At 63.6% G+C, this 24,872-nt stretch carries 29 protein-coding genes; 22 read left to right on the forward strand and 7 right to left on the reverse strand.

The window, feature by feature from the left end:
• Positions 1-42: 42 nt before the first annotated feature.
• The 8 genes from PSQ40_RS05020 (at position 43) to PSQ40_RS05055 (ending at position 4,088) form a co-directional block, all read left to right on the forward strand.
• On the forward strand, positions 43-456 hold the full coding sequence (locus PSQ40_RS05020; RefSeq protein WP_273949256.1) for a hypothetical protein: 414 nt from the start codon (positions 43-45) through the stop codon (positions 454-456).
• Positions 453-1,811: a hypothetical protein gene (locus tag PSQ40_RS05025; protein WP_273949257.1), complete on the forward strand. Its 1,359-nt coding sequence runs from the start codon at positions 453-455 to the stop codon at positions 1,809-1,811. The genes PSQ40_RS05020 and PSQ40_RS05025 overlap by 4 nt, the downstream gene beginning before the upstream one ends.
• A gap of 2 nt (positions 1,812-1,813) precedes the next feature.
• Entirely contained in the window at positions 1,814-2,155 is a 342-nt protein-coding gene (locus PSQ40_RS05030) for a hypothetical protein (RefSeq protein WP_273949258.1), read from the forward strand.
• Positions 2,152-2,328 (forward strand): hypothetical protein, encoded by a 177-nt coding sequence (locus PSQ40_RS05035; protein WP_273949259.1) that lies wholly within the window; start codon positions 2,152-2,154, stop codon positions 2,326-2,328. The genes PSQ40_RS05030 and PSQ40_RS05035 overlap by 4 nt, the downstream gene beginning before the upstream one ends.
• 78 nt (positions 2,329-2,406) lie before the next feature.
• Positions 2,407-2,769 carry a hypothetical protein gene (locus PSQ40_RS05040; protein ID WP_273949260.1) on the forward strand — a complete coding sequence of 121 codons (363 nt, stop codon included), beginning with the start codon at positions 2,407-2,409 and terminating at the stop codon, positions 2,767-2,769.
• The gene (locus PSQ40_RS05045) at positions 2,766-3,275 is read left to right on the forward strand and encodes a lysozyme (RefSeq protein ID WP_273949261.1); all 510 of its coding nucleotides are present in this window, start codon (positions 2,766-2,768) and stop codon (positions 3,273-3,275) included. The genes PSQ40_RS05040 and PSQ40_RS05045 overlap by 4 nt, the downstream gene beginning before the upstream one ends.
• Positions 3,272-3,733 (forward strand): hypothetical protein, encoded by a 462-nt coding sequence (locus PSQ40_RS05050; RefSeq protein ID WP_273949262.1) that lies wholly within the window; start codon positions 3,272-3,274, stop codon positions 3,731-3,733. The genes PSQ40_RS05045 and PSQ40_RS05050 overlap by 4 nt, the downstream gene beginning before the upstream one ends.
• 73 nt (positions 3,734-3,806) lie before the next feature.
• Positions 3,807-4,088 (forward strand): hypothetical protein, encoded by a 282-nt coding sequence (locus PSQ40_RS05055; protein ID WP_273949263.1) that lies wholly within the window; start codon positions 3,807-3,809, stop codon positions 4,086-4,088.
• Between the two features lie 67 nt (positions 4,089-4,155).
• On the opposite strand, the gene PSQ40_RS05060 is transcribed toward PSQ40_RS05055, so the two are convergent.
• The 3 genes from PSQ40_RS05060 to lexA all read right to left on the reverse strand — a co-directional run bounded on the left by PSQ40_RS05060 (position 4,156) and on the right by lexA (position 6,368).
• Positions 4,156-4,536, reverse strand: coding sequence for a hypothetical protein (locus PSQ40_RS05060; RefSeq protein WP_273949265.1), 381 nt, complete (start codon positions 4,534-4,536; stop codon positions 4,156-4,158).
• Positions 4,537-5,066: 530 nt separating this feature from the next.
• A complete protein-coding gene (locus PSQ40_RS05065; RefSeq protein WP_273949267.1) occupies positions 5,067-5,561 on the reverse strand; it encodes a hypothetical protein in 495 nt (164 codons plus the stop codon).
• A gap of 123 nt (positions 5,562-5,684) precedes the next feature.
• Positions 5,685-6,368, reverse strand: coding sequence for a transcriptional repressor LexA (lexA, locus tag PSQ40_RS05070; protein ID WP_409338547.1), 684 nt, complete (start codon positions 6,366-6,368; stop codon positions 5,685-5,687).
• 64 nt (positions 6,369-6,432) lie between these two features.
• Here lexA and PSQ40_RS05075 point away from each other — a divergent pair, with 64 nt between their 5' ends.
• The gene (locus PSQ40_RS05075) at positions 6,433-7,407 is read left to right on the forward strand and encodes an asparaginase (protein ID WP_273949269.1); all 975 of its coding nucleotides are present in this window, start codon (positions 6,433-6,435) and stop codon (positions 7,405-7,407) included.
• Between the two features lie 173 nt (positions 7,408-7,580).
• Here PSQ40_RS05075 and ilvD read toward each other — a convergent pair whose 3' ends face one another.
• The gene (gene ilvD / locus PSQ40_RS05080; protein WP_273949271.1) at positions 7,581-9,275 is read right to left on the reverse strand and encodes a dihydroxy-acid dehydratase; all 1,695 of its coding nucleotides are present in this window, start codon (positions 9,273-9,275) and stop codon (positions 7,581-7,583) included.
• Positions 9,276-9,393: 118 nt separating this feature from the next.
• On the opposite strand from ilvD, the gene PSQ40_RS05085 reads away from it, so the two are divergent.
• The 11 genes from PSQ40_RS05085 to PSQ40_RS05135 all read left to right on the forward strand — a co-directional run bounded on the left by PSQ40_RS05085 (position 9,394) and on the right by PSQ40_RS05135 (position 20,018).
• The gene (locus tag PSQ40_RS05085; RefSeq protein WP_273949272.1) at positions 9,394-10,347 is read left to right on the forward strand and encodes a LysR family transcriptional regulator; all 954 of its coding nucleotides are present in this window, start codon (positions 9,394-9,396) and stop codon (positions 10,345-10,347) included.
• Positions 10,348-10,511: 164 nt separating this feature from the next.
• The gene (lgt, locus tag PSQ40_RS05090; protein WP_273949273.1) at positions 10,512-11,333 is read left to right on the forward strand and encodes a prolipoprotein diacylglyceryl transferase; all 822 of its coding nucleotides are present in this window, start codon (positions 10,512-10,514) and stop codon (positions 11,331-11,333) included.
• Positions 11,334-11,708: 375 nt separating this feature from the next.
• Complete coding sequence (locus PSQ40_RS05095) at positions 11,709-12,377, forward strand: GntR family transcriptional regulator (protein WP_273949274.1); 669 nt, start codon at positions 11,709-11,711, stop codon at positions 12,375-12,377.
• On the forward strand, positions 12,374-13,852 hold the full coding sequence (locus PSQ40_RS05100) for a malonyl-CoA decarboxylase (RefSeq protein ID WP_273949275.1): 1,479 nt from the start codon (positions 12,374-12,376) through the stop codon (positions 13,850-13,852). The genes PSQ40_RS05095 and PSQ40_RS05100 overlap by 4 nt, the downstream gene beginning before the upstream one ends.
• Positions 13,853-13,968: 116 nt before the next feature.
• Positions 13,969-14,967, forward strand: a complete 999-nt coding sequence (locus PSQ40_RS05105) for a Bug family tripartite tricarboxylate transporter substrate binding protein (protein WP_273949277.1) — start codon at positions 13,969-13,971, stop codon at positions 14,965-14,967.
• 28 nt (positions 14,968-14,995) lie between these two features.
• Positions 14,996-15,772 (forward strand): enoyl-CoA hydratase/isomerase family protein, encoded by a 777-nt coding sequence (locus PSQ40_RS05110; RefSeq protein WP_273949279.1) that lies wholly within the window; start codon positions 14,996-14,998, stop codon positions 15,770-15,772.
• Between the two features lie 60 nt (positions 15,773-15,832).
• The gene (locus PSQ40_RS05115) at positions 15,833-17,374 is read left to right on the forward strand and encodes a malonate--CoA ligase (protein ID WP_273949280.1); all 1,542 of its coding nucleotides are present in this window, start codon (positions 15,833-15,835) and stop codon (positions 17,372-17,374) included.
• 262 nt (positions 17,375-17,636) lie between these two features.
• Entirely contained in the window at positions 17,637-18,281 is a 645-nt protein-coding gene (locus tag PSQ40_RS05120; protein WP_273949281.1) for an RHS repeat domain-containing protein, read from the forward strand.
• The gene (locus PSQ40_RS05125) at positions 18,275-18,763 is read left to right on the forward strand and encodes a lipid II-degrading bacteriocin (RefSeq protein WP_273949282.1); all 489 of its coding nucleotides are present in this window, start codon (positions 18,275-18,277) and stop codon (positions 18,761-18,763) included. Before PSQ40_RS05120 ends, PSQ40_RS05125 begins: the two co-directional genes overlap by 7 nt.
• 5 nt (positions 18,764-18,768) lie before the next feature.
• Positions 18,769-19,077 (forward strand): hypothetical protein, encoded by a 309-nt coding sequence (locus PSQ40_RS05130; protein WP_273949283.1) that lies wholly within the window; start codon positions 18,769-18,771, stop codon positions 19,075-19,077.
• A 425-nt stretch (positions 19,078-19,502) separates the two neighbouring features.
• On the forward strand, positions 19,503-20,018 hold the full coding sequence (locus PSQ40_RS05135; RefSeq protein ID WP_273949284.1) for a hypothetical protein: 516 nt from the start codon (positions 19,503-19,505) through the stop codon (positions 20,016-20,018).
• Between the two features lie 234 nt (positions 20,019-20,252).
• Here PSQ40_RS05135 and PSQ40_RS05140 read toward each other — a convergent pair whose 3' ends face one another.
• The 3 genes from PSQ40_RS05140 to PSQ40_RS05150 are packed head-to-tail and all read right to left on the reverse strand — an operon-like array spanning position 20,253 to position 22,178.
• Positions 20,253-20,828 carry a DUF4337 domain-containing protein gene (locus PSQ40_RS05140; protein ID WP_273949285.1) on the reverse strand — a complete coding sequence of 192 codons (576 nt, stop codon included), beginning with the start codon at positions 20,826-20,828 and terminating at the stop codon, positions 20,253-20,255.
• A 1-nt stretch (position 20,829) separates the two neighbouring features.
• Positions 20,830-21,327: a dihydrofolate reductase gene (locus tag PSQ40_RS05145; protein WP_273949286.1), complete on the reverse strand. Its 498-nt coding sequence runs from the start codon at positions 21,325-21,327 to the stop codon at positions 20,830-20,832.
• Between the two features lie 8 nt (positions 21,328-21,335).
• Positions 21,336-22,178, reverse strand: a complete 843-nt coding sequence (locus tag PSQ40_RS05150) for a thymidylate synthase (RefSeq protein ID WP_273949287.1) — start codon at positions 22,176-22,178, stop codon at positions 21,336-21,338.
• Positions 22,179-22,567: 389 nt separating this feature from the next.
• On the opposite strand from PSQ40_RS05150, the gene PSQ40_RS05155 reads away from it, so the two are divergent.
• Both PSQ40_RS05155 and PSQ40_RS05160 read left to right on the forward strand, forming a co-directional pair.
• On the forward strand, positions 22,568-23,044 hold the full coding sequence (locus PSQ40_RS05155; RefSeq protein WP_273949289.1) for a sugar dehydrogenase complex small subunit: 477 nt from the start codon (positions 22,568-22,570) through the stop codon (positions 23,042-23,044).
• A 77-nt stretch (positions 23,045-23,121) separates the two neighbouring features.
• A complete protein-coding gene (locus PSQ40_RS05160) occupies positions 23,122-24,768 on the forward strand; it encodes a GMC family oxidoreductase (RefSeq protein WP_273949290.1) in 1,647 nt (548 codons plus the stop codon).
• Positions 24,769-24,872: the final 104 nt, after the last annotated feature.

Below are 24,872 nucleotides of genomic sequence, written 5' to 3' on the forward strand. Positions count from 1 at the left end.
ACTGCACTCATTTGCGGCTTGACCGCATTGCAGGAGCCCAGCATGAGCAACCATCGAACTCCCCAGAACCAGTTCGTCTACCCATTAGCTGACAACGACGGGCGAAGCATCATCACATCCGAGGCGATTCGGTCTGTCATTGAAGTTCCGATTCTGGCTGGCAATAGCGTCACGTCGAACCTGGACCTCGGCAACAACTCGCTGATCGGCATCGCAATGCCGGCCGCTTGGACCGCTGCAGCCCTGACCATTGAGGTGTCCGAGGATGGCTCCACATGGCGCACCGCATACGACTCCAGCGGCGTGGCCACCGGGGTCATTTCTTCGCCGGTAGCTGGTGCTGCGTATGCAGTCGATGTGCAAGCGCTGTTGCCCTGGAGGTATGTGCGATTCCGGTCGAGCACCACCCAAGCTGCCCAGCGCCTGCTCGAAATCGTCACCCGGGCACTGGCATGACGCTGCTGCTACGACAACAACGCAATGATCGGCGCGCCGGGTACGCGCTGCTGCGACGTCTCGGGGACCGAGCGGTGGCCCTGCTGCCTGGTGTTGCCAACCCTGATGGCTCGCACTGGATCACCAATGCCAGCCTGACGCCTACCGCTGGGACTCTGGGGCCGGACGGTGTGAGACGACCGGGCGCTCTTTGGTTCAACACGGCTCAAGACAGCGCGAACACTATCGCTACAGCGGTGGACAGCCCTGTCGGGTTCTTAAGCGATGGCCTTGGAACAGTCGAAGCCCCTGGCAAGAATGCGACCCAGGCCACCGGCGCCAACAAACCGGTGTTGCGCCGGGGTGTGTTGAACACCCTACTGAGTAACGGAGTTCTAAATAGCGCGTCGTGGAACTCAAATAACAACGTGACCGTCACGAACAACTATGCAACCGCGCCGGATGGCACAACCACGGCTGCGCGGGTCCAGGTGAATGCGGCTAACGGAGCCCTGATACAAGGGTTGTCCATCTCTGCAAATACCCAATTCACACAAATGGTGTGGGTAAAAAGTAATACGGGAAGCAGCCAAACTTACCAGTTTTGGAACGGTTCCGCGAGTATCCAAGGTACGGCCACAACTGATTGGCGTCCCGTGACCCCAGGTGCGTCTAGTTTCGCAACTGGTACGCGTTTTGACTTCGGTAGTCCTACTAGTGGTGCGGACCTACTCGTCTGGCGACCTGGTGCGTTTGTCGGCGTGTTTACACCGGACGAAATTCGAGCCCAAGGTGGTATCCCTCTGACCACGACCGTGGCGGCTAGCTCGGCGCTGGGAAACTACGCGCTTGAGTTTGACGGTAATAGAGTTCTGCTCGCAGCGGCTCCGTTCCAGCCTTCGGAAGATCACATACTGATTGCGTCGGCTATCAATAGGGTTAGCGATACTGCATCCAAGAGTGTGCTTTGCATTGGTAACGCAGGTCAGGGCTTTGTGGAAGTCAGCTTCTCCCCCTCCGGGTCTATTCCACGGGCTATATGGAAAGATGACGCGGGTGCGCAAGTAACCATCGTGAATGACACACCCGTACTAAACGCCCCCGTCGTTATTACAGGTCGCAAAGTTGGTAATACCCGCTCCTTGAGGATCAACGGGATTACGAAGGGTACAGACACAACCGTGTTGGGGGCATCTGTTGCAAACACGATGTCCGTTGGTGCGCGATTTACGATCAATGCGTCGGGGAGCAGCCTCTTTGGTTTGTTTTTCGATGGGATTGTTATTCGTGGAACACTCACCGACGCCGAGCTGCTGATGCTAGAGCGCTTCGTTGCGGCACAGACCGGCCCCGTCCCCAACAGCGTGAGGTTCTGACAATGACCCCCTACACCGAGCAAATCCGCATGACCCTGCCGCTGGGCTTCGAGACCATTGCCGCAGCGATTGGTCGGGCTCTGGACCCCGATGTTGGCGGCGCCGAGTCTTTCCGCCGCCAAGTCACCGGCTACAACAAGGACGAAACGCCCATCTACGGCGACGTGCTCACCTGCTCCAGCCTCTGCACGCCTGAGTTCAAGCAGCAGGCCCTGGCGATGCAAGCGAAGCCGGAACTGCTGCACGCGGCCTGCGCCGCAGACTATGCTGCCCGCTGGCCAGACCTGACACCCCCAACCTTGGAGGACTGCCAGGCCTTTGCGGCCGCGGTGGCGATCGAATGAGTGCTTGGGTCTGGTTCATCGGCGGATGGGCCCTGCTACTGGTCCTGATGGCGTGGTGCTTCGTGCGCGCTGGGCGCCGCATTGAAGACGATGCTGGCGAGTTCGCTGAGGATCTGGCCGAGGCGATGATCGAGGACATTCAGGCCCGTCGCACTATCAAACCGAAAGACTAACCCCCCCCTTCAGGTTTCGACTTTCCCGTCACCCCTCAGAAACTCGTGTGCAGCTTGAACACGCACCGAGATTCACTCATGACGCACGAAACCACCGCTCAGGGCACCCAGGACAGCCCCCATGTCTGCCCGGTCTGCGAGGCCCCAGACCAGCAGGTCCAGGACCGCCTTGACGATGGTGACGCCCGCATGAGCAGGATCGAAGCCGCCCTGGCCGAAGTCGTGCAGTCGCTGGGGAAAAACACCGAGTTGACCCAGAAGAATGCCGATTCGACGCGCGACATCGTGGAGTTCTTTGAGGCCTTCAAGAGCGCTTTCAAGGTGCTGGGTTGGATCGGAAAGCTCGCCATGCCCTTTACTGCAATTGCGAGCTGCTGCGCGGCCCTGTACTCCCTCTGGATCACATGGAAGACGGGCCACCCCCCGCTGCACAAGCCATGAACGAGATCCTTCGCTCCCGCTTGGCCAAGGCGGCTGCCGGTGGGACGCTGGCCATCGTGGCCGTGCTGCAGTCGCATTTCGAGTCGAGCGACCGGCGCCCCCTGGTGCCCTACCTTGACCCAGCCAACATTTGGACCGTCTGCCATGGGGTGACCGGGCCAGAAGTGATCCCCGGCAAGACCTACACGACAGCCGAGTGTGAGGCCTTGGAGCGCAAGCACTTGGCTATCGCTGAGGCGGCGACCAAGCGCCAGATCGTGGTCTACGACCGTCTGAACCCCTTCCAGCAGGCCGCCCTGGTGGACTTCACCTACAACGCCGGCGAGGGCAACCTGGCCAGCTCAACGATGCGCCGCCTGTTCAACAGCGGCCAGACCGATGCGGGCTGCCGCGAGCTCATCAAGTGGGTGAAGAGCCGCGTCAATGGCGTGCTGATCACGCTGGATGGCCTGGTGGATCGCCGCTCGGTCGAGATGGAGCTTTGCCTTACCTGGGGGCGCAAATGAGCACCAACCTGATCGCTTTCATCGTCGGCGCCGTACTGGCCGGCCTGGGGTCTTGGACCTTCCAAGACACCCGCCGCGCCGCCGAGGTGTCGGAGATCCGGCTGGCCCAAGCCACTGCCGAGGCCGACGCAAGGGAAAAGGCCCTGGCCGAAGAGCGCGCAATCACCACCCGCTACGAAGGAGCCCTCAATGCTGCCCGAACCCGTGAAGCGGCCCTGCGCCGTGATGTTGACAGTGCTCGCGCTGAGTCTGACCGGCTGCGCGACCAGAACGCCGACGCCGCTCGCCGCCTCGCCAGCGCTCCCGCCGGTGCCGTCCTTGAGTACGCCCTTGCCGTCAACCAGCTATTCGACCAGTGCCAGCGGGAATATCAGGGACTGGCAGCAAAAGCTGACGGCCACGCAAGTGATGTCCTCACCCTGATCGAGGCCTGGCCCAAGCTCCCCTCAAACAAGTAGCGCTCCACCGAATTGCCCGCGATGGCCAGGGCTTCCCGCTGTGAGCCGCAGCAAACAACCCAAGGAGTTCTCCATGATGCGTTCCTCGTTCCGTTCCATGTTCTCTCTGGTGCTGGCGGCCGCCGCGGCCTTCGCTTGCGCCGTTGTCGACGCCTCCGGCCGGGCTGTCGCCGCGATCAGCACCCTGGTGGCCGGCGCTGTGGCGGTCTTCCACCAGCCGAGCTTCGACTTCATCCAGCGCTTGGGCCGACCGCCGGCCAAGTTGACGGGTGATCGAGAGCGGATCGTGGGAATGGCCCGCCGGGTTGAAGGGCGCCGCATGTTCAGCACTTGGCGATTGTGCCCCTCGATCTGAGGCTTGATCTTCCACCTCCCAATCCCTGAAAGGGCTCGCAGCGCGCGGGCCCTTTTTCGTTTGAGGCTCAGTCCTCGTCGTCATACTCCGGGCTGAATGCATCGTTGGGCCTGACTTGGATCTTGGAGAGCAACGCCAGGGCGACGGACTCATCCCACACGCACAGCCAAGTCTGAGCCCACTTTGTGGCGCGGCCCTTTGTGGTCCTTGATGTGATCTCAACCCCCGAGAGCTGCATGGCCTCACCGCGGATCTGCTTGACGGACGCATACTCCAGCGGCTGTGTAAGGTCCCGGCCATCCGGGCCCAGCAGACGGGCGCGGCGCCTGGTCTCTCCTACGTCAGCGGGAACGAGCTGGAGATCCCCGCGCAGCGCATGGCGAAGGGTCGGATCAGCGCCTGGGATTCGGTGGCCGCCGGAGCGAAGGCGGTAGACGATGATTTGCATCCTCAGCCCTTGCTGCAGCCCTCAACCGCGGCCCGAGGAGCAAAGGAGGCGCAGCCGTTGGCCGCATTGTTGTCCGCGCCGGTGTGAGCGGCGTAGATTCTGAATCCCGGTTCCATTTTCTCAGTCCCTCAAAAATCGGCGTAGGTTTTGGCGCAGTTTTGTAAAAACCAGCCCAATTCTCCGAGGGGGACATTGCAATCGAGGATCACAATGTTCATCCCCTGATTGTGCCTTGCCTGCGCTGCCCCCATCGCCATCCGGGCCAGCCTGGCGTGGCCTAGTTGGCGCTCCGGTGCGGGGAGGGGCGGCCCAAGCGTCTGAACAGACGGTCAAAGTCGGATTCCGATCGGTCTGGCAACAGTTCAGTGCCGGATTGAAGCCTTGGCAGACCGAGCGCCCGCTCAAGGGCAGCGTCCCCTGCCGCTGAGCGCCCGCCGGGCGTCCATCGAACGACATGGAGCCTCTGTCGAGCGCTTGCTGAGCGCCCTCAGGGCCCGGACGCCAGGGCCTGGGGCCCTGTGACGGCAGGTTCAGTGCAGCAGACCAGGGTGGGCATTGGCCAGTCGCTCGAGTTCGGCGCACACATCGGCCATGCGGCCCGAGATCACCAGGCGGCCCGCATGGCGGCTGGACTGGCGTTGCTCGCGGATGCGCAGCACGCGCAGCGGTCGGGCCTGGGCGCCCTCGCGGGCCGACAGGGACAAGGCCGGGCTGGCCAGGTGGCCGTGGGCACCGCTGACCAGCGAGCCGGCGGGGGGCTGAGGGGCGCTGGACGTTGGCGTGTTGGGGGCCTCCCAGGCGGCGACCCGGGGCGAGTCAGCGGGCGGTTCGACCCGCAGGCCATTGACCGGTCGTTGGGCCTCGGCCGCCAAAGGGCCGGTGGCAGGGGGCTGGAAGACCGCGCGGTCCGCCTGAGGACGCGGGGGCTGGCCGGGGGCGCTGTTCAAGTGCGTGGGCCGCCATTGGTCCCACAGCAGGCCCAGCGGGGCGAGCAGGCGCGACGCGGCAGAAAATGCCTTTCCCATGTGAAACTCCAGTTCGATTCAGGGGTTGAACACAGGCAGGATTCAAGGTGTCGCCACAGACCAGGGTTGTTTGGCAAATCCGGATTTGCCTCAAACGCCCGCCACCTGGTCAGGGCTGCTGAATCACATCAGCATCGAGTTCCGGATCAGGCCGACCGCGAGGCCTTCGATTTCGAAGGGTTCGTCGGGCTGGACAATGATGGGCGCGAAATCGGGGTTTTCGGCCAGCAGTTCAATGTGATCGGCGGTGCGGTGCAAGCGCTTGACCGTCACTTCTTCGCCCAGTCGGGCCACGATGATCTGGCCGTTCTTGGCTTCGCGGGTGGACTGCACCGCCAGCAGGTCGCCGTCCATGATGCCGACGTCGCGCATCGACATGCCCCGCACCTTGAGCAGGTAGTCGGGCTTTTGCTGGAACAGGCTGTTTTCGACGTAATAGGTCTGGTCCACGTGTTCCTGCGCGAGAATGGGCGAGCCTGCGGCCACCCGGCCGATCAGGGGCAGCGCCAGCTGGCTCAGGCTGGGCAGGGGCAGCGAGAACTGCGGGTCCCGCGACTGGTTGAGCTGGCGCAGGCTGTTGCCGCGCAGGCGGATGCCGCGCGAGGTGCCACTGACCAGTTCGATCACGCCTTTGCGGGCCAGGGCTTGCAGGTGCTCTTCAGCGGCGTTGGCCGACTTGAAGCCGAGTTCCGAGGCGATCTCGGCCCGGGTGGGTGGGGCGCCCGTGCGGGCGATGGCGTTCTGGATCAGTTCCAGAATTTGTTGCTGTCTTGCGGTGAGCTTCACTGTGAGCTGGGGCATGTCCATCATCGCGCCTCCTGAGGGCTGTTTGAATATCCAGTAACTGTATTTTTGACCAGTTTTTTACGAAATGCAAGTCACCTCTCCAAAAGCCGATCGCCTGCTTGTGTTGGGCACCGGGGGCACCATCGCGGGCGAAGCCGGCAGCCAGCATGACAACGTCGGTTACCGGGCCGCTCAGCGCAGCGTCAGCGACCTGCTTGGCAGCTTGCCTGTGCCCGAGGGCCTGACGGTGCAGGCCGAGCAGGTGGCCCAGCTCGACAGCAAGGACATGGACCACGCGACCTGGCAGCAGTTGCTGGCCCGGGTCCACGCGGCGCAAGCCGATGAGCGTGTGCGCGGCATCGTCATCACCCACGGCACCGACACGCTCGAAGAGACCGCGTTCTTTTTGCACACCTTGCTCGGTGACAGCAAGCCGGTCGTGCTGACTTGCTCGATGCGCCCCGCCACGGCCCTGCTGTCCGACGGCCCGCAGAACCTGGTCGACGCGCTGGCCGTGGCGGCCGACCCATCGGCCCGCGGCGTGGTGGTGGTGTGTGCGGGGCAGATCCATGACCCGGTGGGCGTGCAGAAGGTGCACACCTACCGACCCGATGCGTTCGCCTCGGGCGATGAGGGGCCCCTGGGCCAGGTGCTCGAAGGCCGGCCTGTGTGGCACCGGCGCACGGCACGGCCCCACCAGGCAGCCGCCCCCGAGGCGCTGGCCGCCGCCCTGGCGCAGCCGGTGCAGGACTGGCCCTGGGTGGCGGTGCTGAGCAGCCATGCAGGTGCCACCGAGCGCGCCATCGATGCCTGGGTGGCCCAGGGGCTGTCGGGCCTGGTGATCGCGGGCACGGGCAACGGCACGGTGCACGAGGCCCTTGAGGCGGCGCTGCAACGCGCTGCCGAGGCGGGGGTGTTGGTGTGGCGCAGCACCCGCTGTGTGGGCGGACCCGTGCTCGAAGGCGGGGCCTCGCCGTGGCCCATCGCTGAGGGCCTCAATGCCGTCAAAGCCCGGGTGGCCTTGCTGCTGACCTTGCTGGCACGCCGCACCACGGCGTGAGCCTGTGGGGCTGAACGCCTGAAGTACGCCCCGCGGCGCCAAGCGGGGCGTTCAGAGGCCCCAAAAAAAGCCCGTCGAGGCCAGGCCTGACGGGCTTTGATTTGACCAGGGCCGCCCGACCATTGGGCGGGGCGGATCTGGCCGGGCCGCGCGCTTGTGGCGCGGTCAGGGAGTCAGAAGTTGTCCAGCACGGCGCCCTTGCTGGCGCTGGCGGCGTTGAAGGCGAACTTGGCTTGCACGCCACGGGTGTAGCGCGGTGCGGGGGCGGTCCAGCCTTCGCGGCGCTTGGCCAATTCGGCTTCCGGCACGTTCAGCTCCAAGACCAGCTTGTGCGCGTCAATGGTGATGCTGTCGCCTTCGTTCACGAAGGCGATGGTGCCGCCCGCGGCCGCTTCAGGCGCCACGTGGCCCACCACCATGCCCCAGGTGCCGCCCGAGAAGCGGCCGTCGGTGATCAGGCCGACGCTCTCGCCCAGGCCGGCACCGATCAGGGCGCCCGTGGGGGCCAGCATTTCGGGCATGCCCGGGCCGCCCTTGGGGCCCAGGTAGCGCAGCACCATCACGTCGCCGGCCTGGATCTTGCCGTCCAGGATGGCCTTGAGTGCCGATTGCTCGTCGTCAAAGACGCGGGCCGGGCCGGTGATGACGGGGTTCTTCAGGCCGGTGATCTTGGCCACGGCGCCTTCGGGGCTCAGGTTGCCCTTCAGGATGGCCAAGTGACCCTGTTCGTACATCGGGTTGTTGATGGGGCGGATCACGTCCTGGTCAGCGCGCGGCTCGTTGGGCACGTCGGCCAGCACTTCGGCGATGGTTTTGCCGCTGATGGTCAGGCAGTCGCCATGCAGCAGGCCGGCGTTCAGCAGGACCTTCATGACTTGCGGGATGCCGCCGGCCTGGTGCAGGTCCACGGCCAGGTACTTGCCGCTGGGCTTCAGGTCGCACAGCACCGGGGTCTTCTGGCGCACGCGCTCGAAGTCGTCGATGGTCCACTCGACGCCCGCGGCGTGGGCGATGGCCAGGAAGTGCAGCACGGCGTTGGTCGAGCCCCCGGTGGCCATGATCACGGCCACGGCGTTCTCGATCGACTTGCGGGTCACGATGTCGCGCGGGCGGATGTCCTTCTTGATGGCTTCGATCAGCACCTTGGCCGATTCCTTGGCCGAGTTCATCTTCTCGTCGTGCGGGTTGGCCATGGTCGAGGAGTAGGGCAGGGAGATGCCCAGGGCCTCGAAGGCCGAGCTCATGGTGTTGGCGGTGTACATGCCGCCGCAGGAACCGGTGCCGGGAATCGCGCGCTTTTCGATCTCCTTGAGGTCGAAGTCGCTGAGCTTGCCGGCGGCGTTTTCACCGACGGCTTCGAACACGCTCACGATGTTCAGGTCCTTGCCCTGGTAACGGCCCGGCAGGATGGTGCCGCCATACACGTAGATGGCTGGCACATTGGCGCGCAGCATGCCCATCAGGCCGCCGGGCATGTTCTTGTCGCAACCGCCAACCACCAGCACGCCGTCCATCCACTGGCCTTGCACGCAGGTTTCGATGCAGTCCGAGATCACTTCGCGGCTGACCAGGCTGTACTTCATGCCTTCGGTGCCCATGGCCATGCCGTCGCTGATGGTCGGGGTGCCAAAGACCTGGGCATTGCCGCCCGCTTCTTCGATGCCCGCGATGGCCGCGTCGGCCAGCTTCTGCAGGCCCGAGTTGCAGGGCGTGATGGTGCTGTGGCCATTGGCCACGCCGACCATCGGCTTCTTGAAGTCGCCTTCCTCGTAGCCCATGGCGTAGTACATGGAGCGGTTCGGGGCGCGCGACTTGCCTTCGGTGATGTTGGCCGAGCGGCGGTTGATCTGGATCGGTTTGGTTTCCATGGGGGCGTCTCTTTCGGCTGTGCCGGCCTCGGATGCGTGGGCCGGCGTGGGCTGAAGTATGCCTTGGGTGATTGATTCTTTCTAATCCTGTTTTTCGATCAATTAATATGCTGTGCATATGAAAGAAGCCCCCATCGAGCTGCGGGTTTGGCGCCAGTTTGCGGTGCTGGCCGAAGAACTGCACTTTGGCCGTGCTGCCCAGCGCCTGCACATGACCCAACCCCCGTTGACCCAGGCCATTGCCCAGCTGGAGGCCACATTGCAGGTGCGCCTGTTCGACCGCACGCGGCGCAGCGTCAAGCTCACGGACGCGGGCCAGGCCATCCTCGCGGACGTGCAGGGCCTGCTGGCGCGGGCGCAGCAGCTGCCCTGGCGGGCCCGCGCCGCGGCCCAGGGCCAGACCGGCTTGCTGCGCCTGGGCTTTGTGTCGACCATCGGTTTTGATGTGTTGCCTGCCTGGGTGCAGGCGTTTCGAACCCAGTACCCGCAGGTGCAGCTTGAACTGATCGAGGCCACGGGCGACGTGCAGTTGCAGGCTTTCGAGCGCGGCGAGCTGGACGCGGGCTTCATGTTGCATTCGCCAGGCTTTGCGCCGCCGGGCTTTGCCTGTCGCCGCGTCAGTGCCGAGCCCCTGGTACTGGCACTGCCGGCCCAGCACCCCCTGGTGAGTGAGGCGGCCAGCCTGTCGGACAGCCGGTTCCTGGCGCGCGCACTGGATGAACCCCTGGTGATCTTTCCGCGCCGCATCGTGCCGTCCTTGCACGATGCGGTCTTTGGTCTCTACCACGCCCAGGGGCGCAGCCCGCAAGTGGTGCAGGAGGCGATCCAGATGCAGACCATCATCAACCTGGTGTCGGCCGGGCTGGGCGTGGCCTGGGTGCCGCGCAGCGTGACGCAGTTCCGGCGTGAGGGCGTGGTCTACCACGCGCTGGCCGAGCGTCGGCGTCCGCTGGTGCCGGCCTGCGAGACCAGTCTGCTGTGGCCCAGCGCGGTCCCCTCGCCCGTGGTGGCCTGCTTTGCCGCCTGCGCGCCGCCGGGGCGCTTGGTGGCCTCGGCGGGCGCTGCGGGCTGAAGCCTGCTGCCACTGTCGCGCTGTGCCGCTGTGCCGCTATGCCGCTATGCCGCTATGCCGCTATGCCGCTATGCCGCTGTGGGGAGTACTGGGCAGACAGGCCGCGGGGGGCGCAGGCATGGCCTGTCACAGCGGGGTCGCGTTCTGCGGGCACAATCTCGCGCATGCTGACCTACCCGCAAATTGACCCCGTGGCCTTGCAGCTGGGGCCCCTGTCCGTGCATTGGTACGGGCTGACTTACCTGGCCGCCTTTGGCCTGTTCATGTTGCTGGGCCTGCGCCGCCTGCAACACCCGCCCTATGTCGGCATGACCGGCGACCGCGCCTGGAGCCGCCGCGACATCGAGGACATTTTGTTCTACGGCGTGCTGGGGGTGGTGCTCGGGGGGCGCCTGGGTTACTGCCTGTTTTACAAGCCGCTGCACTACCTCAGCCACCCGCTGGAGATCTTGCAGATCTGGACCGGGGGCATGAGCTTTCATGGTGGCCTGCTGGGGGTCACCGTGGCCCTGATCTGGTACGCCCGCTCGCGCCACCGGCCTTGGCTGGAAGTGACCGACCTGGTCGCGCCCTGCGTGCCGACCGGGCTCGCGGCGGGCCGCGTGGGCAACTTCATCAACGGCGAACTGTGGGGCCGTTTCAGCCCGCCCGACCTGCCCTGGGGCATGGTGTTCCCGCAAAGCGGTTCGCTGCTGCCGCGTCACCCCTCGCAGGTCTACCAGTTCTTGCTGGAGGGGCTGCTGCTGTTTGTGCTGCTGTGGCTGTACGCGCGTCAACCGCGCCGCCTGGGGGAGGTGTCGGGGGCTTTCCTGATCGGCTATGGCCTGCTGCGTTTCACGGCCGAGTACTTCCGTGAGCCCGATGCCTTCCTGGGCTTGCTGTCGCTGGGCATGAGCATGGGGCAGTGGCTGTGCGTGCCGATGGTGCTGGCCGGGGCGGTGATCTGGGGCTGGGCCCAGCGCGGGGCCGCCGCTGTGCAGCGCTGAGTCCATACCTGGTCGCCGGGGCGGTTGAGGCCGCACCCGGCATGCACGCGGGCTGAACGCCCCATCTGTCCCATCTGGCTTAAGAGGCGGATCAACACCGCGGTGCTTCGGCGCGCCTGCGCTGGGCTTGCGCCCCAGGCCGGCCGGCCTGAGCTTGAGGGCGGGGGGCTGAGGGTAAATACCGGTGGGGATGTCCTTGCCAGTGCCGCGCAAATCGCCATAATTATCCGTAATTATGAAAAATTACCGTGTCGCAGCCCCCCAACTCGCAGGCCCCCTCGGGCCAGCTGAGTCTTGCCCCCCGTGTGGGACCGGGCCGGTATGCGGCGGGGACCGGGTGACGATTCTGGCCACGCGCGTGGCCGAGGGGCGCCCATGAGGGCCATGTCGCAGTCGCTGCACAGCGAGGTGGCCGACCGCCTGCGCGAGCACATCTTTGCGGGTGAGTTGCCGCCAGGCACCTTCCTTGATGAAGTCGCGCTGTGTGAGCGCCTGCAGATCTCGCGCACCCCACTGCGCGAGGCGCTCAAGGTGCTGACGGCCGAGGGCCTGCTGCGGCACGAGCCGCGCCGCGGTTGCTTTGTCAACGAGGTCACCGAGCAGGACCTGGACGAGATTTTTCCGGTCATCGCGCTGCTTGAAGGTCGCTGTGCCTATGAGGCGGCCCGCCAGGTCAATGACGCCGACCTGCGCGCTTTGGCCGTGCTGCACGAGCGCCTGGAGCAGCACGCCCGGGCACGTCAGATCCCCGAGTACTACGCCGCCAACTACGCCATCCACGAGGCCCTGATCCAACTGGCCAACAACCGCTGGCTGGCGCAGGTGATCAGCGACCTGCGCAAGATCCTCAAGCTGGCCCGGCTCCAGTCGCTGCAGGCCACCGGCCGCATCGAGCAAAGCCTGTCCGAGCACTTGGCGGTGTTTGCCGCGCTCAAGGCACGCGACCCCGAAGGCGCCGAAGCCGCCATGCGCACCCACCTTCTGCGTCAGCGCGATGCGCTGCGCGACCTGGCTCGTCAACACAAAAGCAGTCTCCTCGCATGAACACACCGACCTGGATCAGCCGCGGCGTCTCCAAGCTCATGCCCGCCTCGAAGGCGGCCAAGACCGCCGAACCCTCTGGCGCGGCGGCCGCGCCGGCCAACGCGCCCGCAGCAGCGCGCGGCCGATCGGCCCAGCGCAGCACCCGCGAGCGCCTCGAGGCCACCTTGCGCCAGGGCGATGAGGCACTGTCGCCCCGCATGCTGCGACGCACCCTCGAGGAGCTGCGCGGCATCATCGATTCGCGGGTCAGCGAGGTCGAGGGCGGGCGCCGCGCCATGGCCGTGGCCGCCTGGTACGCCGGGGCCACGCCCGCCCGCCGGCGCGACCTGTGGTTGCTGATGAGCGAGATGTTTGTCGCCGACCCGGTCAAGGCCAAGGAGGCCCAAGCCCGCTTTGCCGCAGCGGTCGGCACCCCCGACGAAGCCGTGGCCGAGGTGCACTACCGCCGCGCCACCGTGTCGCCGCGCCGCCGCCTGTTGCAGCGCTTCAGCGTCTACCCGGGCGGCGTGCAGTTTCTGGTCGACATGCGGGCGGAGATGCAGCCCCAGTTGCGCAGCGACAAGCGCCTGCAAGCCCTGGACGTGGAGATGGAGTACATGTTCTCCACCTGGTTCGATGTGGGCTTTCTGGACCTGCGCCGCATCAGCTGGGATTCGCCCGCCTCGCTGATCGAGAAGCTGATCCAGTACGAGGCGGTGCACGACATCAAGAGCTGGGCCGATGTGAAGAACCGCCTCGACAGCGACCGCCGCTGCTACGGCTTCTTCCACCCGCGGCTGCCCGATGTGCCGCTGATTTTTGTGGAAGTAGCCCTGGTCGACGAAATCGCCAGCGACATCGTGCCCCTGCTCGATGAGTCGGCCGCCGCGGCCGACCTGCAAAAGGCCACCACCGCGATCTTCTATTCGATCAGCAACACCCAGGTGGGCTTGCGCGGGGTCAGCTTTGGTGATTCGCTGATCAAGCGCGTGGTCGAGACCCTCAAGGACGAGTTTCCCAAGCTGCGCACCTTTGCCACGCTGTCGCCCATCCCGGGGCTGCGCGCCTGGCTGGGGCGTCAGGTGGCAGGCCAACTGGAGCGCCTGGACGAGCGCTCGCGGCGCGACCTGGGGCGGGCGGTGGGCTTCGAGCCGCCCTCGGCCGAGCATGTGCTGGCCGCCTGGGACAAGCCCTTGGCGCTGGACGCCAAGTCGCCGGCGCGCCAGTTCTTGCTGCAATGCGCGGCCCAATACCTGGGGCGCGAGATGCAGGACGGCAAGCCGCTCGACCCGGTGGCCCGCTTCCATTTGGGCAATGGTGCCCGCGTGGAACGCCTGAACTGGGCCGGTGATCCGTCGCCCAAGGGGCTCAAGCAATCCTATGGTCTGATGGTCAACTACCTCTACGACCTCAAGCGCCTCGACAAACACCGCGCCTTGTTGGCGCAGGGCCGCATCCCGATGGCGGGCGAGGTCGAGAGCCTGCTCAAAAATTGAGCCCCGGTACATTCGGCTTTCAATGGTCCGATGGCATCTGCATCGGTGAGTGCAAGAGCGCGTTCCAAGCGCCCCTGGGGCACAGGGCCCCGAGACAACAACGACAGGAGACAAGCATGAACAATCCATCCCTCACCCGCCGCCGACTGATCGCCGGTGTTCCCGCGCTGGGCGCCTTGGCGGCGCTTGGCGGCAGCCTGCCGGCCTGGGCGCAAGGAGCCTGGCCCAGCAAGCCCGTCAACATGGTGGTGCCCTTCCCGGCGGGTGGCGGCACCGACGCATTCGCGCGGCCTCTGTCAGCCCAGTTTTCCAAGACCACGGGCAAGCAATTGATTGTGGACAACCGCGGCGGCGCCGGGGGCACGTTGGGGGCCAGCATCGCAGCCAAGACCGCGCCGGACGGCTACAACCTGTTCATGGGTGCGGTGCACCACGCGATCGCACCGTCGATGTACCCCAAGCTCGATTACGACATCGAGAAAGACTTCGTGCCCCTGATGCTGCTGGCCAATGTGCCGCAGGTGCTGGTGGTCAACCCCAAGAAGGTGCCGGGCGATTACAAGGCCTTCCTCGCGGCGGTCAAGGCCGCGCCAGGGCGCTTCAACTTCGGTTCGGCGGGGGGCGGCACCTCGCACCACCTGGCTGGCGAGCTGTTCAAGATCCAGACCGGTACTTTCATCACCCACATTCCCTACCGCGGTGCGGGCCCGGCCCTGCAAGACCTGATGGCGGGCAATGTGGACATGATGTTCGACGGTCTGGGCTCGTCGGCCAACCACATCAAGGGCGGCCGCATCAAGGCGCTGATGGTGTCGGGCAACAAGCGCAACCCGGCTTTCCCCGACGTGCCCTGCGCGGCTGAGCTGGGCTTGCCGGACTACACCGTCACCACCTGGTACGGCCTGTGGGCCCCCAAGGGCACGCCCGCCGACCTGCAGGCGCAGATCATCGATCAGATGCGCCAGGCCGGCGCCAGTGACGAAATCAAGACCGCCTGGGCACAGAATGGCGCCGAATTCGGGGGGCCGGTGCAGCAACAGTTTGGCGCCTTCGTGAGCGCCGAGGTCAAACGCTGGGCCGCGGTGGTCAAGGCCTCGGGCGCCAAGCTCGATTGACGGACAGAACAGGACACAAGGAAGCAGCATGACAGGTCAGGTCAGGGTGCAATGGCACACCGGTGAAGACAGCGGTGTGGTGCAGGTGTGGCTGTCGCATCCGGCCAAGCTCAATGCCATGTCGCGCGCCATGTGGCGCCAACTGCGCGAGGTCTTTCTGGACCTGCAACAGCGCCCCGAGGCGCGTTGCGTGCTCATCACTGGGGAGGGCGGCCACTTTTGTGCCGGCGGCGACATTGCCGAGTACCCGGACTTTCGCTTCGACGAGGCTGGCTTGCGCCACTTCCACGAGGTGGAGGTGTGGGGCGGCCTGTCGGCCATGCTGGCCTGCGACGTGCCCCTGGTGGCGTGCATCGAGGGGGCTTGCATGGGCGCCGGGGTCGAACTCGCGAGCACCTGTGACCTGCGCTTGTCGGCGGCGTCGGCCCGTTTCGGCGCCCCGATTGCCAAGCTGGGCTTTCCGATGGCGCCGCGTGAACTGGCTCTGGTGCGCGCCGCCGCGGGCGAGCTGAGCACGCGCCAGATGCTGCTGGAAGCCGCCACCTTGGACGCGGCCACCTTGTTGGCGCGCGGCTTCCTGACCCGCTTGCTGCCCGACGAGCAACTGCAGGCCGACGCGCTGGACACCGCGCGCCGCATCGCCCGCCTGGCACCGCAGGCGGCCCGCCTCAACAAGCAGACCCTGCGGGCCCTGGCGCCGCCCTGGCCCGCGGGCCTGCTCGACACCGCCTATGCCTACGCCGACAGCGCCGAGCACCGCGAAGGCATTGACGCCTTCCTGGCCAAGCGCCGACCCCAGTTCTGAGCCGGCCCTGGTGCCGGTGTTCCGTTTTCAACCCTCCTCATCCCAACCTCTGCCTCTCCCATGAAGAACCAGAACCTTTTTGTGGCCTTGCGCGCCCAGTTCCCTGCCGACCTCGATGCCACTGCGGTGGAGACCGACAACGGCTTGTTCTACACCTGGCGCGACCTCGACCATGCCACCGCGCGCATGGCCAATCTGTTGGCCTCGCTGAACCTGCCGGCTGGCGCTCGCGTGGCGGTGCAGGTTGAAAAGTCGGTCGAGGCGATGGTGCTGTACCTGGCCACGCTGCGCGCCGGCTATGTGTTCCTGCCGCTCAACACGGCCTACCAAAGCGCCGAGATCGAGTACTTCATCGGCAATGCCGAGCCCTCGGTGGTGGTCTGCAGCAGCAAGAACTTTGGCTGGGTCAGCAAGATCGCCTTCAGCGCCGGCACTGCCCATGTGTTCACGCTGGACGATGACCGCACAGGTTCGCTGCTGGACCGCGCCGCCCACTTTAGCGACCAGCACACCCCGGTCCACAGCGAGGCCGATGACCTGGCCGCGATCCTCTACACCAGCGGCACCACGGGCCGCAGCAAGGGCGCGATGCTGAGCCATGGCAACATGCTGAGCAACGCGGTCATGCTCAAGGACTACTGGGGCTGGCAGGACGGCGACGTGCTGATCCACGCGCTGCCCATCTTCCATGTGCACGGCCTGTTCGTGGCCATCCATGGTGCGCTCATCAACGGCAGCAAGATGATCTGGCTGGCCAAGTTCGACCCCAAGCTGGTGCTGCGCAAGATGCCCGAGGCCACGGTCTTCATGGGCGTGCCCACGCTGTACGTGCGCCTGCTGGCCGAGCCCGGCCTGACCCGCGAGGCGGCGTCCAAGATGCGCCTGTTCATCGCCGGTTCGGCCCCGCTGCTGATCGAGACCTTCAAGGAATGGCAAGACCGCACCGGCCACACCATCCTCGAGCGCTACGGCATGAGCGAAACCATCATGCTGACCTCCAATCCCTACACGGCCGATGCGCGCCATGGCGGCGCCACTGAGCGCCGTGGCGGCACCGTGGGCTTCCCGCTGCCGGGCGTGTCGCTGCGCGTGCAGTCCGATGACGGCCAGGCCCTGCCGGTGGGCGAAATCGGGGGCATTCAGGTCAAAGGGGCCAACGTGTTCAAGGGCTACTGGCGCATGCCCGAGAAGACGCGCGAGGAGTTCACTGCCGACGGCTACTTCAAGACCGGCGACGTGGGCAAGATCGACGAGCGCGGCTACGTGCACATCGTGGGCCGCGCCAAGGACCTGATCATCAGCGGTGGCTACAACGTCTACCCGGCCGAGATCGAGAGCTACATCAACGACATGCCCGGTGTGGCCGAAAGCGCCCTGGTCGGCGTGCCGCACCCCGATTTCGGCGAGGTGGGTGTGGCGGTGGTGATTGCCAAGCCCGGTGCCCAGGTCGAGGCCGACACCGTGATCAGCGCGCTCAAGTCGCAACTGGCCAACTTCAAGATCCCCAAGAAGTGCTTCGTGGTCGCCGAGTTGCCGCGCAACACCATGGGCAAGGTGCAGAAGAACCTGCTTCGCGACCAGTACAAGACGCTGTTTGTTTGAGGGAGCGGGCACCGGCCTCGTGCCACCGTGGCGGGGCCGGTTTCGTCCTTGACTTGCCATTGACACTTGCCGCCCCCTTGGCCATGGGGCGCGGCTCTTGAAATTTGCGCTCTACTGAACGCGCGCAGGTCGCATCACCCAAGCCAACACCGCGAATACGAGCTGGACCTTCACCTACGATGCCAACGGTAACCGCACTGGAGGGGCACTGAACGGTGGGCAGCCTGCTCCCTGCACAATCGCTGCAGCCAGCAACCGCCTAGTGGCACTGAGCAACCCAGCGATTTCTCTGACCCCTGACGCCGCTGGCAACGCAACATCCGATGTGACCTATTCGTTGGCCTACGATTTGCGCGGTCGCCTGGCGAGTGTGACCGCTGGAGTGGTGACCAGTTACACCTACGATAACGAAGGGCGCAGAGTTCGTAAGAGTAGCAGCGCAGGGGCTGGAGCCACCATCTTCTACGCCTACGACACACAAGACCATCTGCTAGGTGAGTACGACGTCAATGGCACTCCGATTCGGGAGTATGTATGGCTCGGTGATATCCCTGTGGCGGTCTTCACACCAGATCCATCGAACGCCATGGGTGCGCCGCTGGTGTATTTCATACACGCGGACCACATCAACACGCCTCGGGTGGTGATGGATAGGGACAATGTGATGCGCTGGAGCTGGTTTGCGGAGCCGTTTGGGACGACACTGGCGGACAACAACCCCAGCGGGATGGGCAGCTTTGCGATGAGCTTGAGGTTTCCTGGGCAGGTGTTTGATGTGGAGTCAGGGATGCACTACAACATGAACCGTGACTATGTGCCGGGGGTAGGTCGCTATGCACAGAGTGATCCGATTGGCTTGGCGGGGGGATCAATACCTACTCATCTGTGGACGCAAGCCCTTTGTTGAAAGTTGATGCCACGGGCCTGTTCTCCTTGTCAGATGTGTCAGATGCATGGGGCCATTATTGCGATGGCAGTGGCACTGATTGGTCTACGAGTTTCAGTTCATTGAATTGGGGTGATACTGAGGCGAGCATCAGTGTAAAAATAAAAAACTTGGTAGGTGGCTCTTGTAAGGATGCGACTATTCCAGTTGAGTTTACAAGCGAAGGACAAACTGGTGGTGCCGATGCATGGATCGTGGGACGTCATTCAGTAAAAACCAAAGGGGCTATCCAACTAAGCCGCGACTGCACCTGGAAATTTAGCGGTGACTTATCCTCTGCGCGCGGGTATGACCCCTATGATTTTGATAAATCAAATCGCGGATTTATCGCTGAAACGGCCACTGCTGTGGGTCGAGCCTCTTGCAAGACCAAGGCGAAGTCGTTCAAAATACTTATTACTGGCTCTAAGGCTATCTCCTTGAGCGGCAAGGTAAAAGGGTAATCCGCATGTTGCGAAAAGTAATCGTTATCGGTGCATTGACGTTGATTTTTTTGGTGGTTGTTTCTATTCTGCATGACTATTGGTGGCGTTGCTCTTCTGGTGGATTAAGTAGAGATTTTGCTTTGGCCATTGCGAATGAAAAGTTGAGTGCGCAAGAAAAAAAATACCAAACAGCTGAGTATTCTTTGAAGGCGATACTGCATCATGGCGATGATTGGATGTTTACATATGAGGTCAAAGATTGCACCATCGATATTATTGTAAATAAGTGCGGCGTCGCTGATGTTGGAGGTCTAACGCGAGGATGTTTCTGATGTGAGTTATCTACTCGTATGTGGGTGCATCTCCAACTAGCTCGGTTGATCCTTTGGAACTTCTCGCTAGGTGTGAGGCTGGTATCGCAGCAATCGGAGGGGTTGCATTAGGACCCATACGCCATACGTATCAATGTTGGTTTGGCTTTAATGGTCAAAAGATCTGTCGTAGTTATTCAGCCGACCCAGCGAGCAATCCTAGTCTCCTAGATAAAACTACAGGCAATGTATTTGGAGTGGTTGATGTTTCTGATGATGGAATCTGTGAGCCTGACGACAATCGGCAATGTATGAATAAATGTGTAAGTAGAAGATTTATGCATCATGCAAATTCAGGTGGTGTGGGATTTTTAGGCAAAACTTTCCGAGAAGTTGATGCAACTATCTTTATGCATTGGTTAATAGATTGTTAGGAAAATTTAATGATGATCAAACAGTTGAATCACCGCTGCCTTCTGCTCTTGCTAGGGTTGTTTTTTATTCAATTTCTACTCCTCAAATATACTGAAGAGATGGTGGTTTCGACGACATGGTTTGGGTGGGTTTTGAATCTGGAGTTCTTTTTTATTGTTGCCTCATGGCTCTATCTATTAAAATGCACTTTTGTTGATGTGGATTGGGGTAATTTTGTTTATGGCTGGATCTTGGTGAGTGCATCAATATTTATTTTGATAGTATCACTTGCTTCTGATTTTTACTCGGACGGGTTTGCTGATGGTGTAGATTATCTTTTTTTTGGACTCTATTTCCCATTTTCACTTGCGGGTCTTCCGATTGTTGCATTGATTGATTGGTTTTTTACCACGTATGTGCCCAATTTTTACGGAACTTTTGTAGGCAAGTTTCTTGTTTGGGAAATATCTTCTCTACTTTTTCTTATATTTTCATTTGTCTTTAGTAATTTTTTGCTCAAGCAGCGCTCACCTTCCCGTGATGATTAGTTTTACCCTTTTATGTCGGGGGAAATCGCTGAGTAAGACAAGCGCAGAGTTCGCAAGAGTGGCAACGCTGGGGCAGGTCGCTTGACTACTCTTATAGAGTGTGTGAACCAAAAAAAAGGGAGCCGAAGGCTCCCTTTTTTGTTTGGATCGGATGCGTCTGGATCAGGGCATGGTTCCTGGGGTATCAGGCGATACGCTGAACAGGTTCATGCCTTGCTGAGGTCGAGTTGATCCTCACAGGTGCAGCATGGCCGCACCGCCAATCACCAGCCCCACGCCAGCCACGCCGAACATGGCGTATTCCAGCCACTTCTTCTTGGTCAGCAGCGCGATGGCGGCCAGCGCGATGGCCACTTGCAGGGCGGTGGTGGACTGGGCCCAGCGGTGGTGCTGGTGCATTTGCTGGTCGGACTGCTCGTCCCACTGCTTGGCTTCGGCTTCCAGCTTGTCGGCCACCACCTTGATCTCGTTCTTTTCTTTTTCGTAGCGCTCCACCTTGGCCTGGTAGGTGGGCTTCTTGTCCTCAGGGGCCAGGTCACGCGCCAGTTCGGCCAGCGACTGTTTGGTGCTCTTGGACTGGAAGTAATTCCACTGGTTGGACGCTTCGGTCTTCTTGATGGCGGCGTTGTTCTTGTACAGCCCGGCGTTGGCCTGGGTGGCGCCGCCCATGTAGGAGAACATGGCGCCGACCGTGGCGATGATGGCCGTGAACATGGCGATCTGGTTGGTCATGCGGTCACCGCCGTGTTGGGCGGCGTGCTCCAGCTCGTGGTCGTGCGGACCGTGCACATGGAATCCGTGTCCGGACATATCAGGCTCCTTTTTCTTGTGTGTAGGTGACAAAACGGAATGTGAGGCCGGTCGATGACGTCTGCAAGTCGCTGCGGCTCGATTCGGTCCAGCCCGGGCCGAAGTGTGGCGCCAGGGCGTCACCCTCAAACGCCTGCTCGATCTCGGTCACCACGGCCTGTTGGGCCAGGGGCAGGGCCTGGGCGTACAACTCAGCGCCACCAATGACCCAGACGTCCTGCTCAGCGGGCAGTGCGGCCAGCGCTTCGCTCAAAGAGCCCACGCGCAGGGCGCCCTCGGCCACCCAAGCGGGGTTGCGGCTGAGCACGATGTTCTGGCGCCCAGGCAGCGGGCGAAAGCGCGGCGGCAGAGAATCCCAGGTGCGCCGCCCCATGATGACGGGGCAGCCCAGGGTGGTGCGCTTGAAGTGGGTCAGGTCCTCGGGCAGGTGCCAAGGCAGGGTGTTGTCGCGGCCGATCACGCCGTTGGCGGCGCGGGCAAAAATCAGTTTCAGGGGCATGCGGGCTTTCAGACGGCGACCGGCGCCTTGATGGCGGGGTGGCACTGGTAGTCCAGCACTTCAAAGTCTTCGTACTGGTAGTCGAAGATCGATTCAGGGCGGCGCAGGATGCGCAGCGTCGGGTAGGCGTAGGGCGTGCGGGCCAGCTGCGTTTCGACCTGCTCGTGGTGGTTGCTGTAGATGTGGCAGTCGCCACCAGTCCAAATGAAGTCGCCCACATCGAGGTCGCATTGCTGGGCCACCATGTGGGTCAGCAGCGCGTAGCTGGCGATGTTGAAGGGCACGCCCAAAAAGATGTCGGCACTGCGCTGGTACAGCTGGCAGGACAACTTGCCACGCTCGCCCGGGGCCTGGCCCGGGGCGACGTAGAACTGGAAGAACGCGTGGCAGGGCATCAAGGCCATCTTGTCGAGGTCGGCCACGTTCCAGGCGCTGACGATGATGCGGCGCGAGTCGGGGTTGGTCTTGAGGGTCTTGATGACTTCGGCGATCTGGTCGATGTGGCCGCCGTCGGGCTTGGGCCAGCTGCGCCATTGCACGCCGTAGACCGGGCCCAGGTCACCGTCCTCGCGCGCCCATTCGTCCCAGATGGTGACTCCGCGCTCCTTCAACCAGAGGTTGCTGCTGGAGCCGGTCAGGAACCACAACAGCTCCTGGATGATGGAGCGCAGGTGCACCTTTTTGGTGGTCACCAGCGGAAAGCCCTCGTTGAGGTCGAAGCGCATCTGGTAACCAAAAACGCTGCGGGTGCCCGTGCCCGTGCGGTCGCCCTTGCTGACGCCCGTGGTGTAGACGTGGCGCATGAAGTCCTCGTACTGGGCACGGATGGGGCGGTGGGGCAGGGTGGTCATGGCGGCTCGGCTGGGTTCGCAAACGCGCGATTTTAAGGCCAGGGCGTCGGGCCGTGCCGCGCCGTGTCAGCCCATCGGGCACTGGGCCGCAGCGCTCGGGGACAGGGGGGCGCCCGATGGTGGACCGTTTGGCGGCTTGAGGGGGCAGGACGGGCAGGTGTCCTGCCCACCAGGTTGAACCCGGGCGCCGGGTCTTCATGAGGTGAAATTCAGGTGTTGCAGGGGCTTACGATAAAAACACTTATCGATACAATGATTTTGGTTAAGAAATGGCCATCGACCGTGAAGTTTTGCAGAGCCTCGTGCTTTGGTTGATGGCCGTGCATGAGTGAACCCCTTCCTCGCGGTGGTCTGACCGCGCGAGTTGTGTCTAACCCCCGCGGAGCCTTATGCAAACTCATGATCTACCGGCGCGTCGGCGTTTGATGGTTCAGTTGGCCGCCTGTGCGGCAGCGGTGGCCTTGCCGAGCGGGGTGGTTCAGGCCGCCAGCAGCCTGACATTTCCGCGCCGCCAGGTCCGAGCCCTGGCCTCGGTTTGCCAAACCCTGACCGGCATCGCCAGCGACAACGACACGCTGACCCAGCAGTACCTGTCTGTGCTGCTCAAAAACCTCGACAAAGCGCAGTGGAACGCCCTGATGGGCTTGGCCAAAATGCCGCCACCCCAACAACGCGCGGCCTCACTGCAGGCCCCGCTGAGTGAGGTGGTCGAGTTCGCCTTGCAGCTGTGGGTCAGCGGCATGGCGGGTCAGACCCAGGTGGTCACCTACGCGGAGGCCCCGATCTGGTCGGCGCTGACGTTCACCAAGCCACCAGGCATGTGTGGTGGCGCCTTTGGTTACTGGGCCGAACGGCCTGCCGCCTGAGGCGGCGGCAAGCCTTCGGCGTTTGAGCCAGCCCCACCGCCACCCTGCGCCCCTATTTGCCCTGAGGACCCGCTTGCATGACCAAGTTGCTAGACAAAGATCTGACCGCCGACGTGGTCATCGTGGGGGCCGGCGCTGTCGGCAGCATGATGGCCTGGCAGCTCGCGCTCAAAGGCGTCAAAGTGCTGTTGCTGGAGGCAGGGCCCCGCATCGAGCGGGCCACTGCGGTGCAGCACTTCTTTGCCTCGGCTGAGAAAGGGCCGAATTCGCCGTACCCCAGCCAGCCCTATGCGCCACACCCCATGCACGCACAGGACCACTTGGTGCAGGCCGGGCCCGCGGTGTTTGGGGGCAGCTACCTGCGCGGTGTCGGTGGCACCACGTGGCATTGGACGGGTTTCTCGGCGCGCTTCCGACCCAACGACTTCCGCACCCAGACCCTCTTTGGGGTTGGTGTGGATTGGCCCGTAGCCTACGCGGACCTGGTTGATCACTATGAGTTCATTGAGAAGCAGTGGGGCACGGCGGGCGACAACGCTTTTGACCAAGGGGGGCCCCGCAACGGTGTGCCTTTCCCGCTGCCCAAGGTCCCCATGACCTATGCCGACACGGTGATCCGGGATGCGCTGGCGCCCCTGGGCTACACCGTGGCGCCGTTTGCACATGCGCGCAACTCGGAGGTCTTCGATGGCCGGCCGCCCTGCTGTGGCAGCTCGAGCTGCGCACCGATCTGCCCGATCGGTGCCAAGTACGACGCCAGTGTCCATGTGGCCAAAGCCGAGGCCGCCGGCGTGCGTGTTGTGCCTGAGGCCTTGGTTGAGCACATTGAGGTGGGTGCCAACCAGCAAATCACCGGTCTGCGTGTGCGCGGTTCGGACGGTCAGCGGGCCATGGCCCGGGGCCGTGCTTTCATCCTGGCGGCCCATGCGATTGAGACCCCCAGCCTGTTGTTGCGCTCGGCGCAGCCTCAGGCGCCGCAGGGGGTGGCCAACCGCAGTGATGCGGTCGGGCGTTACCTGATGGGGCAGGTGGACCTCGACACCCGTGCCTTGACGCGTGACCCGCTCTACACCTACCGCGCTCCGACCACCACCGCTGGGGTGCTCGAGTTGCGCGACGGCCCCAGCCGCCGCGAGCACGGCGCCGTGGGCACCTCCTTCCTCAACCGTGGCTGGCGCACAGGTCTGGGCCCGATGCAGCGCTCGGCGCGCCTCATCAAGGCTGGTGTGCGCGGAACCGAACTGGCGCGCCGACTCAACGACGAATGCGCGCGCGAACTCGCCATCAACAGTTCGGTGGAGACCTTGCCCTCGGCCAACAACCGGGTGCTGCCCGACCCCGTGTTGCGCGATGCCAGCGGCGTGCCGCGGCCGCGGGTGCAGTTCACCATTGAGGACTACACCCTGCGTGGGATCGAAAAAGCCCGCGAGCGGCATGCCGCGATCACCCGGGCTTTGGGCTGCACCGACATTGAGACCGATGCCCCGTCGGTGGCCACGGCGATCATCGCGGGCACGGCGCGCATGGGCAGTGATCCGCGCACCTCTGTGGTCGACGCCTTCTGCCGCAGCCACGATCACGCCAACCTGTTCATCGTTGGCACGGCCAACTTTCCCACCATGCCGATCAATGCGCCCACCCTCACGGCCGTTGCCCTGGGTCTGCGTGCCTTGCCGTCCATTCATGCCGATCTGACCGCGGGACGTTTCCCGATGCCGGTCTGATGGGTCCACGAAAGCCCCTATGCTGCGACGCCACTGGTTGAGTACGACAGCGCTGCTGTCTTTTGCGGTCAGCCTCCCGAGCCGGGCTCGAGATGCTCTGCGTC

Source organism: Curvibacter cyanobacteriorum (genome assembly GCF_028649475.1).
Lineage (GTDB): Bacteria > Pseudomonadota > Gammaproteobacteria > Burkholderiales > Burkholderiaceae_C > Curvibacter > Curvibacter cyanobacteriorum.